The sequence below is a fragment of the Collimonas antrihumi genome (genome assembly GCF_018304965.1).
Lineage (GTDB): Bacteria > Pseudomonadota > Gammaproteobacteria > Burkholderiales > Burkholderiaceae_D > Collimonas > Collimonas antrihumi.
In genome coordinates, this window is the sequence record NZ_JAGQED010000010.1 from 67,453 (window position 1) to 83,206 (window position 15,754).

General features: G+C 56.5%; 12 protein-coding genes. 8 read left to right on the plus strand and 4 right to left on the minus strand.

The genetic code is table 11. The features are described 5' to 3' along the window. The first annotated feature begins 43 nt into the window (after positions 1-43). Together KHU29_RS11095 and KHU29_RS11100 are read left to right on the plus strand one after the other, a co-directional pair. The gene (locus KHU29_RS11095) at positions 44-1,318 is read left to right on the plus strand and encodes a urate hydroxylase PuuD (protein ID WP_211452865.1); all 1,275 of its coding nucleotides are present in this window, start codon (positions 44-46) and stop codon (positions 1,316-1,318) included. 100 nt (positions 1,319-1,418) lie between these two features. Then, entirely contained in the window at positions 1,419-3,047 is a 1,629-nt protein-coding gene (locus tag KHU29_RS11100; protein WP_211452866.1) for an HAL/PAL/TAL family ammonia-lyase, read from the plus strand. A 176-nt stretch (positions 3,048-3,223) separates the two neighbouring features. On the opposite strand, the gene KHU29_RS11105 is transcribed toward KHU29_RS11100, so the two are convergent. The 4 genes from KHU29_RS11105 to puuE form a co-directional block, all read right to left on the minus strand. Next, positions 3,224-3,406 carry a 4-oxalocrotonate tautomerase gene (locus KHU29_RS11105; protein WP_092416972.1) on the minus strand — a complete coding sequence of 61 codons (183 nt, stop codon included), beginning with the start codon at positions 3,404-3,406 and terminating at the stop codon, positions 3,224-3,226. A gap of 40 nt (positions 3,407-3,446) precedes the next feature. Continuing rightward, positions 3,447-4,208 (minus strand): class II aldolase/adducin family protein, encoded by a 762-nt coding sequence (locus KHU29_RS11110; RefSeq protein WP_211452867.1) that lies wholly within the window; start codon positions 4,206-4,208, stop codon positions 3,447-3,449. Positions 4,209-4,316: 108 nt separating this feature from the next. Then, positions 4,317-5,117 carry an outer envelope protein gene (locus KHU29_RS11115; RefSeq protein ID WP_246541855.1) on the minus strand — a complete coding sequence of 267 codons (801 nt, stop codon included), beginning with the start codon at positions 5,115-5,117 and terminating at the stop codon, positions 4,317-4,319. Between the two features lie 173 nt (positions 5,118-5,290). Then, positions 5,291-6,250, minus strand: a complete 960-nt coding sequence (puuE, locus tag KHU29_RS11120) for an allantoinase PuuE (protein WP_211452868.1) — start codon at positions 6,248-6,250, stop codon at positions 5,291-5,293. 145 nt (positions 6,251-6,395) lie between these two features. On the opposite strand from puuE, the gene uraH reads away from it, so the two are divergent. The 6 genes from uraH (at position 6,396) to infB (ending at position 15,691) form a co-directional block, all read left to right on the plus strand. Continuing rightward, positions 6,396-6,749, plus strand: coding sequence for a hydroxyisourate hydrolase (uraH, locus tag KHU29_RS11125; RefSeq protein WP_211452869.1), 354 nt, complete (start codon positions 6,396-6,398; stop codon positions 6,747-6,749). A 494-nt stretch (positions 6,750-7,243) separates the two neighbouring features. Beyond that, entirely contained in the window at positions 7,244-8,260 is a 1,017-nt protein-coding gene (gene scpB / locus KHU29_RS11130) for an SMC-Scp complex subunit ScpB (RefSeq protein ID WP_211452870.1), read from the plus strand. Further along, entirely contained in the window at positions 8,247-10,322 is a 2,076-nt protein-coding gene (gene rluB, locus KHU29_RS11135) for a 23S rRNA pseudouridine(2605) synthase RluB (RefSeq protein WP_211452871.1), read from the plus strand. Before scpB ends, rluB begins: the two co-directional genes overlap by 14 nt. A gap of 413 nt (positions 10,323-10,735) precedes the next feature. Further along, positions 10,736-11,221 carry a ribosome maturation factor RimP gene (rimP, locus tag KHU29_RS11140; protein ID WP_211452872.1) on the plus strand — a complete coding sequence of 162 codons (486 nt, stop codon included), beginning with the start codon at positions 10,736-10,738 and terminating at the stop codon, positions 11,219-11,221. Continuing rightward, positions 11,218-12,777 carry a transcription termination factor NusA gene (nusA, locus tag KHU29_RS11145; RefSeq protein WP_211452873.1) on the plus strand — a complete coding sequence of 520 codons (1,560 nt, stop codon included), beginning with the start codon at positions 11,218-11,220 and terminating at the stop codon, positions 12,775-12,777. The genes rimP and nusA overlap by 4 nt, the downstream gene beginning before the upstream one ends. Positions 12,778-12,835: 58 nt before the next feature. After that, entirely contained in the window at positions 12,836-15,691 is a 2,856-nt protein-coding gene (gene infB / locus KHU29_RS11150) for a translation initiation factor IF-2 (RefSeq protein ID WP_211452874.1), read from the plus strand. The last annotated feature ends 63 nt before the right edge of the window (positions 15,692-15,754 follow it).

The window sequence follows — 15,754 nt, forward strand, 5'->3', positions numbered from 1 at the left end:
GCAGAGCCCGCAGTGGCAAACGAGTGATAATCGTGGGGAAGACATGGATGCATTATTAGTTTCGTATGGAGTCGAATGGCTCAATTTGCTGGTTCGCTGGCTGCACCTGATTACGGGTATCGCCTGGATCGGCGCATCTTTCTATTTCGTCTGGCTGGACAATTCGATCCGGCCGCCGAAGGCAGGATCCGATCTGGCCAAGAAGGGCGTGTCCGGAGAGTTGTGGGCAGTCCACGGCGGCGGCTTCTACAATCCGCAAAAATACCTGGTTGCCCCGGCTGAATTGCCGGACGACTTGCATTGGTTCAAATGGGAAGCGTACGCCACCTGGCTGTCCGGTTTTGCCATGTTGTTCATCGTCTATTACTTCAATGCTTCGGCCATGATGATCAACAAGGATGTGGCCGATCTGAATACCTGGCAAGCAATCGGCGTCGGCCTCGGCACGCTGGTGGTGGGCTGGACCGTCTACGACGTGCTGTGCCGTTCGCCGCTGGGCAAGCGTGAAGGCTTGCTCGGTATCGTCATGTATCTGTTCATCGTTGCCGCAGCCTTTGTGCTGACGCATTTGCTGAGCGGCCGCGCTGCGTATATCCATGTCGGCGCCATGATCGGCACCATGATGGTGGGTAACGTGCTGATGGTGATCATTCCGGGGCAACGCAAGCTGGTGGAAGCGATGCGCGTCGGTAAATCGCCCGATCCGATCTACGGCAAGAAAGCCAAGCAACGCAGTGTGCACAACAACTATTTCACGCTGCCAGTGCTGTTCATCATGATCAGCAACCACTACGGCATGACTTACAATCATCCATATAGCTGGCTGATCCTGGCGGCGATTATTGCTGCCGGCGCGTTGATCCGTCACTTCTTCAACCTGCGTCATGCCGGCCGTGTTTCGCTCGGTTATCCGATTGCCGGCGTGGCATTGCTGTTGGCAGTGGCGATTGCGATTGCACCGAAGCCGATCCAGCCGGTGGCGCCAGTTGCCAAGGCAGACGCTGCCGTACCAGCGGGCGCCACGGCAGCAGTTGCAACCGCTGCTGCAGCAGCAGCCCCGAGCGCCGATATGGCGCATATCCAGGAAATCATCGGCCAGCGTTGCGCTACCTGCCACTCGGCACAGCCAACCCAGCCGGGATTTGCTACCGCACCGGCCGGTGTGATGTTGCAAACGCCGGACCAGATCCGTCAGCATGCCGACAAGGTCTATCAGCAAGCGGTGCAATTGAAGGCGATGCCGTTGGCTAACCTGACGCATATCACCGACGAAGAGCGTGCCCTGATCGGCACCTGGTATACCTCCGGCGCCAAATAAATCCATCGGCGACCCTGAAAGCCGGAAGCTGATTGAGCAGTTTTACCACGCTCAATCGGCTTCTGCGCTTGACCTCATTTAAGAAAAATCTGGAGTACTCATGTCCCAAACTATCACCATAGATGGCTTCAACCTGACCGCGCAGCAAGTAGTCGACGTCGCCCGCGCACCGCACCTGCCAGTGACCCTGGCCGATTCTTCACGCGCCGCGCTGAAAGAAAGCCGCGACTACATCGAATCGACCTGGATGCACGATGAAGCGCCGATGATGTACAGCTTTAACACCGGCGTCGGCTTGTTGAAAGACACCCGCATCAAGGTTGAAAATATCGAGTTGTTCCAGACCCAGCTGATCAAGGCCCACTGTGCCGGCATCGGCGAACCGTTCTCGGAAGAAGTCAGCCGCGCCACCATGCTGTTGCGCGCGAATGCGTTCGCCAGCAATTATTCGGCGCCTCGGGTGGAAGTGGTAGACCGCCTGCTGGCTTTCCTGAATGCCGGCATCCATCCGATCATGCCGCAAAAAGGATCGGTCGGCGCGTCCGGCGATCTGGCGCCGTTGTCTTACCTGGCGGCGGCGATTGCCGGTTTCGATGAAGCGGAAGTGATGTACCAAGGCCAGCGCATGAGCGCCCCGCAAGCGATCACCAAGGCTGGCGTTGGCCCGGTCAAGTTCGACTTGAAAGCCAAGGATGCCTCGGCCCTGATCAACGGTTGCACTGCTTCGCTGGCGGTGGCCGTGCTGGTTGCGCATGATTCACGCAATCTGTTGAGCGATGCCTGTTTGTCGCTGGGTTTGACGTTGGAGGCGATGCGCGCTGAAATGGCGGCTTTCGACCACCGCATCCAGCAAGCCCGTCCGCATGCCGGCCAGATCAAGACTGCCGCCATCATCCGCAACCTGCTGTCTGGTTCGACCCGCACCACGCATGAAGCACGCGCCGTGCAGTTTCCGGAAGAAACCCGTCGCACCGATATCCCTTACAGCTCGCGCATCCAGGATGTGTATTCGCTGCGTTGCGCGCCGCAAGTCTACGGCCCGGTATTCGATGCGCTCGACTATATCGACAATATCGTCGACAAGGAAATCAACTCGGCTACCGATAACCCGCTGATCTTCGATAAAGAAGGCGGCGGCTTTGAAATCATCTCCGGCGGTAACTTCCACGGCCAATACCTGGCGCAAGCGATGGATCTGCTGGCGATGGCGATTACCGACCTGGGCAGCATCTGCGAGCGCCGTGTCGCGCGCCTGATCGATCCGACCTTGTCGTGGGGCTTGCCACGCAATCTGATGAGCGGTGTGCGCGGCGTCAACACCGGTTATCCGGTGGTGCAATGTTCGCTGAGCTCGCTGGTGATGGAAAACCGCACCCTGTGCATGCCGGGCAGTGTCGACAGCATTCCAGCCAAAGGCAACAGCGAAGACCACGTTTCGAATTCGACCTGGTGTGCGCGCAAGGCGGCGACGGTGGTGGCCAATACGCAATACATCATCGGCGTTGAAATGCTGCTGGCGGCGCAGGCGTTGACGATGACGGAAGATCTGTTGCCAGGCTTCGTGCTGGGCAAGGGAACGCAAGCGGCGTATCAGGAAATCCGCCGCCAGATTCCGGCCTGCCTGGAAGGCGATCGCTGGTTCCACAACGATATCGTTGTGGCCCAATCGTTCGTGGTCAGCGGTTCGGTGCGTAATGCGGTGGTTAAGCAGATCGGTCAGTTTGCCTGATTTAATCGCCTTGAAATGAAAAATGAGCCACGACAACGTGGCTCATTTTTTCGTAGGGTGGGCATGAATGCCCACGCGTGACCGTGATAACCGGAGTACAGGCCCTCGTGGCACGGAAACAGGTATGTGCGTGAAGTGAGTTCCGCGCGGGCATTCGTGCCCACCCTGCTACAAACTCAATCCGACCACAGTTTTCCGGCGGTCGCCCAGTGTTCGCGTTTGACTTCCTGAATGATGATATCCACCGATTCCGGGCCGCATTCGAGCGTCTTGCAGGTGGCTTCAGTGATGGCTTTGACGAAGGCGCGCTTTTGCTCGGCGCTGCGGCCTTCAAACAGTTGTACGTTAAAAGTCGGCATACAAATCCTTTCTGGAAAATCAAGAAATCAGGAGTCGAAATTATTGTTGGTAGCTCGGATCGATAGCATCCAGTTTGCGTAGCAAGGCCGGCCATTCCAGCACACCTTCGGGACTGCCGTCGCCCAGCAACTGGTCGCGGGTCTTGCGGCAGATCGCCTGCGACGGCAAGGTTAGCCGGCCGCTGCCCGAGCTAAGCTGGAGTTGTATTTCGCAAGCCTTGTCCAAGGTATCCATCAACACGTAGGCTTCTGCGATAGTGCGCCCGCATACCAGGCTGCCGTGATTGCGCAACAGCATGGCGGGCAGTTTCCCGAGCTTTTCGACCATGCGGTTTTGCTCGCTGGCCGAGAGCGCCAGTCCCTCATAATCGTGATACGCAATCTGTTCATAAAAGCGCAAGGCGTGTTGCGAAATCGGCAGCAAGCCATCGGCCTGGATGCCGATCGCCACCGCATGCGTATTGTGCAAGTGCATTACGCAAACAGCGTCAGCCCTGGCCGTATGGACTGCGCCATGGATCGCAAAGCCGCTGACGTTTACCTGATATGGCGAGTCGCCGACAATGCGGCCTTGGGCATCGATCTTGACCAGGTTGGATGCGCACACTTCGTCGAAACGATAGCCAAACGGATTCAACAGGTAATGCCCGGGTTCATCGGGTACCGAAGCTGAAATATGGGTGTATATCAGGTCGTCCCAGTGCTTCAATGCACAGAGGCGATAGCAGGCCGCCAGATCCTTGCGTACCTGCCATTCAACCTGGCTGATGGCGGCCGGGCGGCCGCCAGAGGATGAGCTCATGATGTCTACGTAAAAGCTGCGGTTGCAAATGTCGGATGATGCAGGGTTGTTGTGGTCGCTTTGGTTGTTTCGGCGACGCTTCCCCTGCATCGTAGCATTTGCTGCTGCTTAGAAGTGATATTCGGCGCGGATCATCGGCGTTTTTGCCAGGGAGCCAGGGACATTATGCGGATTACCGAACTTGTTTCTCCAGTATTGATATTCCAGGCCCACCTTGAAGGTGTTTTTACCCATGCCCAGCTGCGTGCCGAGGTCGTACATGACCTGTGCGTCGATATTGACTTCAGGGGAGGTAGGGCCGCCGAATTCGTTTTTACCCTTGGCGCCGATCCAGTTCGCATAACCCTCGAATGAAAAAGCGGAAGATCCAATCGGGATGCCCCAGCTCGTGCTCAACATTGGATGCGTGTCGTAGCGGTAGCGGCTGGTGACGCCTATAGGCTGGTTGCTTTCGAATAGCGCAAACAGACTGACGTTGAGGAAGCCGGGCACATCCAACATCAGCGTCGGGCCCACTACCAGCATGCGTTTTTTCGATGCATAGCTATTGTCGTTCTTGGTATTCCAGTCGAAACCGCCGGTGAAGCCGATACCGCGGACCGGACCGAATTTAAAATCCTTTCCCGAGATCTTGCCGATATCGAGCGTGTGGCGGTAGACGATATATGCTTCCTGCGCATTGTCGTCTTTATGGTCAGACATGAGCAGGTCGACGTTCAGGTAGTTGCTGCCGTACTTGTAACCGTCGGCATGCGTGAAATTGATGATGTTTTTGGTGATGTCCTGATTGTTGTACGGCTCGGCGAACTTGGTGCCGTAGCGATAACCGATGGAGGTGTCGCTCCACTCGGCGGCATTTGCCGGGTGCATGCTGGCCAAAGCCGACAGCGCGAGCAGGCAGCCCGACATGCGCGTGACAATAACTTTGCTACGCATGCGATTTGTTGTTGCAGCCGCGGATAAATTGCCGGTTGGCTGGCGGGTTTGATGCATGGTGTCTTCTCCGTTCTATTAGTAATTCCATCTTTTTTATATGATGGGTGGTGAATCCGTGGAACCGCCACGACGGTAAATAAATCGTTTTATGCCGAGAACGGGTGTGTGGCGCGCCAGTGATCTGCGATATCGATCCGACGCGTAACCCAGACCTGGCCGTGGCTCTGTACATAATCCAAGAATCGTGCCAGCGCTGCGGCACGCCCCGGACGGCCGACCAGGCGGCAATGTAGCCCGATCGACAGCATCTTCGGCTGGTTCAAGCCATGCGGATCGCCTTCGCGGTACAGCACATCGAAGGCGTCTTTCAGGTAATCGAAGAACTGGGTGCCTGAATTGAAGCCTTGCATGGCGGCGAAGCGCATGTCGTTGGTATCCAGGGTGTAAGGGACGATCAGTTGCGGCTTGACCACGGTTTCGCCATTGGCGCCGCTGATTTTGACCTGCTCCCAGAAGGGCAGGTCGTCGCCGTAGTGGTCGGCATCGTAGCTGAAGCCGCCATGTTCCAGCACCAGGCGGCGGGTATTGGGCGAGTCGCGGCCGGTATACCAGCCGAGCGGGGCGCTGCCGGTCAGCTGCTTGATCACGGCGACGGCTTCGGCGATATGCGCGCGTTCGGTGGCTTCGTCGATATTCTGGTAGCTGATCCAGCGCAAGCCGTGGCAGGCGATTTCATGGCCGAGTTCTTGAAATGCGGCAGTCGCTTCCGGGTTGCGTTGTAGCGCGCGCGCAACACCGAACACGGTCAAGGGCAGCCGGCGCTCTTCAAACATGCGCAGCAAACGCCAGACACCGGCGCGTGAACCGTATTCGTAGATGGATTCCATGCTCATGTGACGCGCCGGAAAACTCTGGGCGCCGATGATTTCGGACAGGAAGGTTTCCGAGCCGGCGTCGCCGTCCAGCACGCAGTTTTCGCTGCCTTCCTCATAGTTGAGGACGAATTGCAGAGCGATCCGAGCCCGGTTCGGCCATTGCGGGTGCGGCGGGGTGCGGCCGTAACCGGTCATGTCGCGCGGATAGTTGGAGTCGGTATTGATTGTCATTTCTTGGCCTGGAATGTTATTTGGTCTTCAGGATTATGTGCGCTGCCGCCATGATTAATATATGCCGGATAGTATATTGACCCTGATCCCGCGGTATATCATTTGTTCGATACTCGTTTTCAACTAATTGATATAAGGAATAGTCATGGGAAAGTTAAGTACGCACGTTCTGGATATTACCCAGGGCAAGCCGGGCGTCGGTGTCAAAATTGCACTGTATGCAGTTACTTCCGCCGGCCGCAGCCTGTTGAAGAACGCCGTGACCAACCAGGATGGCCGGGTTGACGTGCCCCTGCTGCAGGGAGAAGAGATGCAGGCGGGGCAATATGAACTGGTATTTGCGGCTGGCGACTATTTCGCTTCGCAGGGAATCGATCTGCCAAGTCCACGTTTTGTTGATCGCGTCACGCTGGCTTTCGGGATCGCCCATGCCGATCAAAATTATCACGTGCCGCTGGTGGTGTCGCCCTGGTCCTATTCGACTTATCGTGGCAGCTGAGCAAATAAGAATAGACAAGAATAAGTGACAAGCAAGAACAGGCAAGAACAGGCAAGAACAAGCAAGAATAAGTAAGAAGCAAGTAGCAAATAATGCAATACCGTCGGACGCTATTCGCCAACGCCCCGATGGCGGTTGAGATTGGCGATAGCGAATCGGCAAATCCCCCTTGCCGGCTATCGCCAAATAACCACGTCAGCAAGATCAATGCGTCTTCCCATCCGCTTTGTGCTAAACTGTGTACTAACATTTTTTGATTGGCAGCAGGATCGGCTCCGGTAATTGCGGGACGGTCGGATCAAAATTTAAAGAACGAGCGGCGCAGTGTTATCCGTCTTTTTCAAGTCTTATTGTCCCCGCCCTCATTAATCCTCCTCTAACGGGCGCTGGACAGCAGTATCAACAGCTTTTTCTTTAACCAGGGCAGCAAGCGCCTTCGGTTGAACATAAGCTCTGCGAATTTTTTAATAAAATTTAAATAAACTACGTCGTACATGAATATTATTGAGGCTAAGAAAGTCCTCGAAACTGCATTGCTCTGTGCTCACGAGCCGCTGTCGCTTAACGACTTGAAAAAGCTGTATGCGCCAGGTGATGTAGATGGCAGTGACGATGACGGCGAAATCAATGCAGATACGATCAGGTCCATGCTGGAGGAATTGCGCAGCGATTGGGCTGACAAGGGTATTGAGGTAGTTGCCCTGTCAACCGGTTGGCGCTTCCAGAGTCGCCCGGAGATGAAGATTTACCTGGAGCGCCTGAATCCGGAAAAACCGCCGAGATACTCGCGCGCGACGATGGAGACCCTGGCAATTATTGCTTATCGTCAACCAGTCACGCGTGGCGACATCGAGGAAATTCGTGGCGTAACAGTCAATTCGCAAACCGTAAAAATGCTTGAAGAGCGCGGCTGGATCGAGGCCATCGGGCATCGCGACGTGCCAGGACGCCCGGCATTGTTTGCCACCACCAAGCAATTTCTCGATGACCTTGGCCTGACTTCGCTGGATCAGTTGCCGCCTTTGCAGCAAGTTGCAAGAAATGACATGCAGGAAGGCAGTTTGCTTGAGTTGCAGGCGTTGGAAGCCGATCTTGAGGCAAGTATCGAAGCCCGGGCAGTGCTGGATGCGGCGGCGGCGCTGGAAACAAATGAAGTAGCAGCTGAACCGCATTCCGAACCGCTCAGCCAGGATGGACAAGATTCCGTCGCGGTTGAAGCCGAATCGACGGTAGAGGCAGTAGAAATAACAGAAACAATAATAGAAGCAACAGAACCATTAGACGCAGCAGAAACAACGGCAAAAACACAGCCGGTTGCAGAAGATGCAATTAAGCATGCATCTGAAATCACGAAGGAAAATGCGATGGAAGCGGACGGGGAAGTAGTTGCTCATCCGCAAGTAGCGCCAGTTGCATCGAATGAAACCCACACCAACGACCACGCGTCCCAATCGGATGATGAAGCTACGCCAGGTCGGCATAACCAACACCTGAATAATGAACCCACCTAGTTCCAATGATGCACCGGTCGTCGACCCGACAGCCACCACAGAACCGAAGCCGGCTAAAAAGCCAAGAGCGCGCAAAGCTGCGACGGTCGCGGCTGATGCTCCAGCTACTGCCCCGGTTGTTGCAGCCGTCGCGGAGACCTCTTCTGCGGATGTTGCAGAACCGGTCAAACGCGCTCCGCGCGCGCCGCGCAAAAAAGTAGCTGCGGCAACCGACGAGAGTGGCGCTGCATCGGAAGTGGCGCACGTGGCTGCAGCGGAAGCTGTTGCACCCGCCAAGCCGAAAGCGGCGCCGCGCAAGAAGGCACCGGCAGTAGCAGTCGAACCGGTCGTCAGCGTCGAGGTGGTTGCACAGGCGGTGCCAGCGGCTGTCGATGCGGCGCCGTTCGTGAACGTAATGAGTACAGCGAATACAGAAACAACGCCGCGCGAGCGGCCGGCCAAGCGTGGCGTACGTGGTCCGCGCGCTTTGCGTAGCAACCGCGCCGCCCAGCGTGCGCAAGAGTCGGCGGCTGCTGCGGATGCCGTGGTCGAGGCCGGCAATGTGGCTGTCGCCGAAGGCCAGCCGGCGCTGTCGCAAAATGCCGATGCGCCTGCAGGCGAACCGCGCCAGCCGCGCGGCGACCGTAACAACGGCCGTGGCGGCGAGCGTAATGCTGAACGTAGCGGGGATCGTAGCGGGGACCGCAATTCACGCGATCGCCAGCAAAAGGGCAAGAAGCCGCAAGGGCAGAATGGCAAGCCAGGACAACCCGGCCAGCGCAATGGCAAACCGGGAGCCCGTGGCGGCGACGCCGATGAAGTTTTCTCGTTTGTTACCTCCGAGTCCTTCGATACGCTGGTGACCACCGAGGACGCGAACGACCGTCGCCAGGCTGCGCAAAAGAATGTCCGGCGTGACCTGACCGCCGAAGATGATGCGCCTAAGCTGCACAAGGTATTGGCAGAAGTCGGCCTGGGTTCGCGGCGCGATATGGAAGAGCTGATTATCGCTGGCCGGGTTTCGGTCAACAGCGAGCCGGCGCATATCGGTCAGCGTATCTTGCCAACCGATCAAATCCGCATCAACGGCAAGTTGCTGCAACGCAAAGTGAGCAAGAAGCCGCCGCGGGTGCTGGTGTATCACAAGCCGGCTGGCGAAATCGTCAGCCACAACGACCCGGATGGCCGCCCATCGGTATTCGACCGTTTACCTAATATGAAGGCCGCCAAATGGCTGGCTGTGGGACGTCTGGATTTCAACACCGAAGGTTTGCTGTTGTTTACAACCTCGGGTGACCTGGCAAACCGCCTGATGCATCCACGCTACGGTATCGACCGCGAATACGCGGTGCGTACCTTGGGCGAGCTGGAGCAGGGCATGCGTCAGAAATTGCTGGCCGGTGTTGAACTGGAAGACGGTGTTGCGCAATTCACGAAAATTGCCGACGGCGGCGGCGAAGGCATCAACAAATGGTATCGCGTGGTGATCGGCGAAGGCCGTAACCGCGAAGTGCGCCGCATGTTTGAAGCCATCGGCCTGACCGTGTCGCGCCTGATTCGTACCCGTTACGGCGCCATGACGCTGCCACGCGGCCTCAAGCGTGGCCGTTGGGAAGAGCTGGATGAAAATGCAGTACGCGACATGATGACTGCGCACGGACTGGACAAGCCTGCTGTCGGTCAGAATGCCGGCGGCGGCAAGGGCCGTCCCGATTTCAACAAGGATCGCCAGCCTAACGGTAATCGCGCAGATAGCGCCCCGCAAGGCCCGGGCGTTTACCGCGACCAGGGTTTTGGTGGCCAGCCGCGTGGTAATTTTGGCGGTCAACCGCGTGGCAACCAAGGCCGCGGCCCCGGTGGCGGTCAGGGACGTCCGCAGGGTGGCGGCGGTGGCCAGCCGCGCAGCCGGCAGCCGGATCCTTTGCAGACCGCATTGGGTTTCCCTGATGCTGGACAACAACGGCGTAATGGCGGCGGTAATGGTTTTGCGCGTCCTGCACGTCCCAACAAGGCGGCTGGCGGACAAACAGGTGGTGGACATTACGGTGCCCAAGGTGGCCCGCGCCGTCGTCCACGCGGCTGATTGGTGATTTGTCGTCCAAAGCAGCATTGGCTACTTTGGACGGCTGCAAAGAAATGGCGGGAAGTGTTGCAATAATGTTCAATTAACCGTCTGTTGACGGGCGATTGTCAATAAATGCAAACTTCCTGCATTGCGGTACATAGCTCAATCGTTTATAATTTACAAGTTAACAGAAGTCATTGACAGAATTAAATTGAAAATAAATTCAAATTTTGAATTTATTATTAATTCGCAGCCGATCTCGTGAAACTGCTCGAATGACAAACGATAAGAAGGATGGGCAGATGCCCATTTTTTTTTTGCTTTTCGTTTTAGCTGCATTTAAGTTGTCTGTGCGGGTATGTGTACAGTTCAGGCCTGTAGTTACCGGGTCTGAAGCACTGGGTCTGAAGCCCAATTTATAGGGAGTTGCTTTGCAGTTGCTGGAGCTAATTGAAACAACCGTGGTTGGCATGGGCTACGAGCTGGTCGAATTCGAAAAGGCCGCGCGTGGTTTGTTGCGCGTATACATCGACTTCACACCTGAAAATGCCGGGCAAGGCCAGATTACGGTAGAAGATTGCGAAAAAGTGACGCATCAACTGTTGCACGTACTGACGGTAGAAAATGTTGTGTACGAGCGGCTGGAAGTATCGTCGCCAGGCCTGGACCGGCCGCTGAAGAAACTGGCAGACTATGTGCGTTTTGCCGGCAAGGAAGCAATTGTGAAATTGCGCATTCCGATGCCAGGCGCTGCACATCGGAAGTCATTTCAAGGTGTCCTGGGTGAACCGGATGGCGAGAATTTGAAAATGGAATTTGAAACAAAAGATGGGTCGGCGGTGTTGGATTTCACGCTCGCTGACGTAGACAAGGCACACTTGGTGCCGCAAGTGGATTTTAGGAGTCGCAAAGCATGAGTCGCGAAATTTTATTGTTGGTCGATGCGCTCGCGCATGAAAAAAACGTCGATCGGGATGTTGTGTTCGGTGCACTTGAACACGCGCTTGGACAGGCAACCAAGAAACGCTACGAGGGCGACGTCGATATTCGCGTCACGATCGATCGTGAAACTGGTGAATTCGAATCCTTCCGCCGCTGGCACGTTGTGCCGGATGAGGCGGGTCTGCAATTGCCGGACCAGGAAATCCTTCTGTTCGAAGCCAAGGAACAGATTGACGACGTCGAAGTCGACGACCACATTGAAGAACCGATCGAATCGGTTGAATTCGGCCGCCGCTTTGCGCAAGACACCAAGCAAGTCGTATTGCAACGGATCCGCGACGCTGAGCGCGAACAGATCCTGGCCGACTTCCTGGAGCGCGGCGATTCGCTGGTTACCGGCACCATCAAACGGATGGAACGGGGCGATGCCATCGTAGAGTCGGGCAAGATCGAAGCGCGTTTGCCGCGTGATCAGACGATTCCTAAGGAAAACCTGCGTATCGGCGACCGTGTCCGTGCCTTCATCCTGCGTATCGACCGCAATGCACGCGGCCCGCAAGTGATTTTGTCGCGTACCGCGCCGGAATTCATCATGAAGCTGTTCGAACTGGAAGTGCCGGAAATCGAACAAGGTTCGCTGGAAATCAAGTCGGCAGCACGCGACCCTGGCGTCCGCGCCAAGATCGCTGTGTTTACCGCAGACAAGCGCATCGATCCTATCGGCACCTGCGTCGGCATGCGTGGTTCACGCGTGCAGGCCGTGACTGGCGAACTGGGCGGCGAACGTGTCGACATCGTGTTGTGGTCGGAAGATCCGGCGCAATTCGTCATCGGCGCACTGGCTCCTGCCAATGTTTCTTCCATCATGGTTGATGAAGAGAAGCATGCAATGGATGTCGTCGTCGATGAAGAAAACCTGGCAATCGCGATTGGTCGCGGCGGTCAGAACGTGCGTCTGGCGGCAGAACTGACCGGCTGGCAAATCAACATCATGACAGCGGAAGAGTCGGCGGATAAATCGGCGGTTGAAACTGCTGCGATCCGTACCCTGTTCATGGAAAAACTGGATGTCGACCAAGAAGTCGCCGACATCCTGGTGGAAGAAGGTTTTGCCAGCCTGGAAGAAATCGCCTACGTGCCGATTACCGAAATGCTGGAAATCGATTCGTTTGACGAAGATACCGTCAACGAGTTGCGTAACCGGGCTCGCGATGCGCTGGTGACAGAGGCGATTGCCTCCGAAGAAGGACTGGAAGGCATGGAAGATGCCCTGGTCAATTTCGAAGGCATGGACCGGGTTACAGCCGGCAAGCTGGGTTTGGCGGGAGTCAAGACATTGGCTGCGTTCGCCGGTTTGGCTTATGACGAATTTGGCGCGATTCTGGCTTTATCAGCCGACCGTGCGCGTCATTTGATTGAAGAAGAGTTTAAAGATGTGACCGACGATGAGATGAAACTCATCGATGCCAAGTACGATGATCATGCCAAAGCCCTGCAGGCCAAGGCATGGAATATAGCGGAAGCCAAGTGATCAAGTGATCCGAGAGGTTCCGTATCGTCTGCCGCGCCACATAGAAAAAGAGGACTGAATGGCGAGTAACAATGTAGCCCAATTTGCCACCGAACTGAAGATGCCAGCGGATCTGCTGCTGACACAACTTCAATCGGCTGGCGTCCAGAAAAATTCGACTGACGACGCCTTGTCGAAAGAAGACAAGGATCGCCTGCTGGAACATCTGCGCCGTTCGCACGGTGCGGTTCCTGATAGCGAAAAGAAGAAAATCACGCTGACCCGCAAGGAAACCACCGAGATCAAGCAGGCTGACGCCACCGGCAAGTCGCGCACGATCCAGGTTGAGGTGCGCAAGAAGCGTACTTTCGTCAAGCGCGACGAACCTGTTGGAGAAACGGCGGTAGCGGCAGCGCCCGTTGCGCCTGCCGCACCGGTCATCGACGAAGCCGAACAGGCACGTCGGATCGAGGAAGCGCGTCGTCAAGCTGAATTGATCGCTCGCCAGGAAGCAGAATTGATCGAGAAGCAAGAGCGTCTGGCCAAGTTGGAAGCGGAGAAAGAAGCGCAAGCCAAGGCTGCGCAAAAAGCTGAAAACGATGCCAGGAAAGCTGAAACCGAAGCTAAAAAAGCTGCTGCTGCGCAGGCTCCGGTTGCCGGTGATGCCGCGGGCACTACCGTGGCCAAGCAAGAAGATCCTGCCGCTGAAGAAAAGAAACGCCTGGCTAACGAAGAAGCCAAGCAAAAGGTTGCGCAAGCTGCCAAGGAAGCCGCTGAGAAATCTGCAGCTACCGAACGTGCTCGCAAGGCCGTGCAAGATGAAGTTGCGCAGATCAAGGCGATGATGAATGCGCCGCGCAGGGTTATCAAGGCACCTGAGCCGGTAGCACCTGTAGCAGCACCGGCCAAGACAGCCGAAGGCACCCTGCACAAGCCGGCGGATAAAAAGCCGGGCGAGAAGAAGGACGACAAAAAAGTGGTGGTCGACAAGAAATCGATCAAGTCCGCCAACGTCTCTTCAACCTGGCAAGACGATGCGGCCAAGAAGCGCGGCCTCGGCATCAAGACCCGCGGCAATACCGGCGGTGGCCGTGATGGCTGGCGCGGTGGTCCGAAGGGCCGCCGTGGTTCGCATAACGACGATCACGAAAGTAATTTCCAGGCGCCGACAGAAGCGGTCATCAAGGACATTTATGTTCCTGAAACCATTACCGTCGCCGAACTGGCGCACAAGATGTCGGTCAAGGCTTCGGAAGTCATCAAGCATTTGATGAAACTGGGCCAGATGGTCACCATCAACCAGGTCCTGGACCAGGAAACTTCGATGATTCTGGTCGAAGAAATGGGCCACACCGCACACGCTGCGAAACTGGACGATCCGGAAGCATTGCTGGTCGACGGTGAAGAACATACCGACGCCGAATTGCTGCCGCGTGCTCCGGTGGTGACTGTCATGGGTCACGTTGACCATGGTAAAACCTCGCTGCTGGATTACATCCGCCGCGCCAAGGTAGCCTCCGGCGAAGCTGGCGGGATTACCCAGCACATCGGTGCATATCACGTGAAAACACCGCGCGGCATGATCACCTTCCTCGACACCCCGGGCCACGAAGCGTTTACCGCTATGCGTGCCCGTGGCGCCAAGGCGACCGATATCGTGATTCTGGTAGTCGCAGCCGACGATGGCGTGATGCCGCAAACCAAGGAAGCGATTGCCCATGCGAAAGCTGCCGGCGTACCGCTGGTGGTGGCAATCAACAAGATCGACAAACCGGGCGGTAACCTGGATCGCGTCAAGCAAGAGTTGATCGCCGAACAAGTGGTGCCGGAAGAATACGGTGGCGAATCGCCATTCGTGCCGGTATCGGCCAAGACTGGCGAAGGCATTGATAACTTGCTGGAGCAAGTCCTGCTGCAAGCTGAAGTGCTGGAGTTGAAAGCAGCGGAAGCAGCACCGGCCCGCGGCCTGGTAGTGGAAGCCCGACTCGACAAGGGTCGTGGTCCGGTGGCAACGATCCTGGTGCAATCCGGTACGCTGAAACGCGGCGATGTGGTGTTGGCTGGTTCGGCTTATGGCCGGGTCCGCGCGATGCTGGATGAAAACGGCAAGGCGATTTCCGAAGCCGGTCCATCGATTCCGGTCGAAATCCAGGGTCTGACAGAAGTGCCGGTAGCCGGCGAAGAAGTCATGGTCATGGCAGACGAGCGCAAGGCGCGCGAAATTGGTCAGTTCCGTCAAGGTAAGTACCGTGACGTCAAGCTGGCCAAGCAGCAAGCCGCGAAGCTGGAAAACATGTTCGACCAGATGGCCGAAGGCGAAGTCAAGAACCTGCCGATGATCATCAAGACCGATGTGCAAGGTTCGCAAGAAGCTTTGGTGCAATCGTTGCAAAAGCTGTCGACCAGCGAAGTCCGGGTACAAGTGGTGCACGCCGGCGTCGGTGGCATCAGCGAGTCGGACGTCAACCTGGCAGTCGCTTCGAAAGCCGTGATTATCGGCTTCAACGCCCGCGCCGATGCACAGGCACGCAAGCTGGCGGAAGCCAACGGCGTCGACATCCGTTACTACAACATCATTTACGATGCTGTGGATGAGATCAAGGCAGCGATGTCTGGCATGTTGTCGCCAGAGAAGCGCGAACAGAACCTGGGTCTGGTCGAGATTCGCCAGGTCCTGCTGGTCAGTAAAGTCGGTGCGATTGCCGGTTGCTACGTGCTCGAAGGCTTGGTCAAGCGTGGCGCTTCGGTCCGCCTGCTGCGCGACAACGTCGTGTTGTGGACTGGCGAGCTGGATTCGCTGAAACGCTTCAAGGATGACGTCAAGGAAGTCCGTTCCGGCTTTGAATGCGGTCTGACCCTGAAGAACTTCAACGATATCAAAGAAGGCGATCACCTCGAAATCTTTGAAGTCGAAGAAATTGCACGTACTCTGTAAATAGGTAAAGCACACGCAGCTGGTAAAGTGCGTAGGGCAGGAAAATCGGGCCTAACAGCCCGA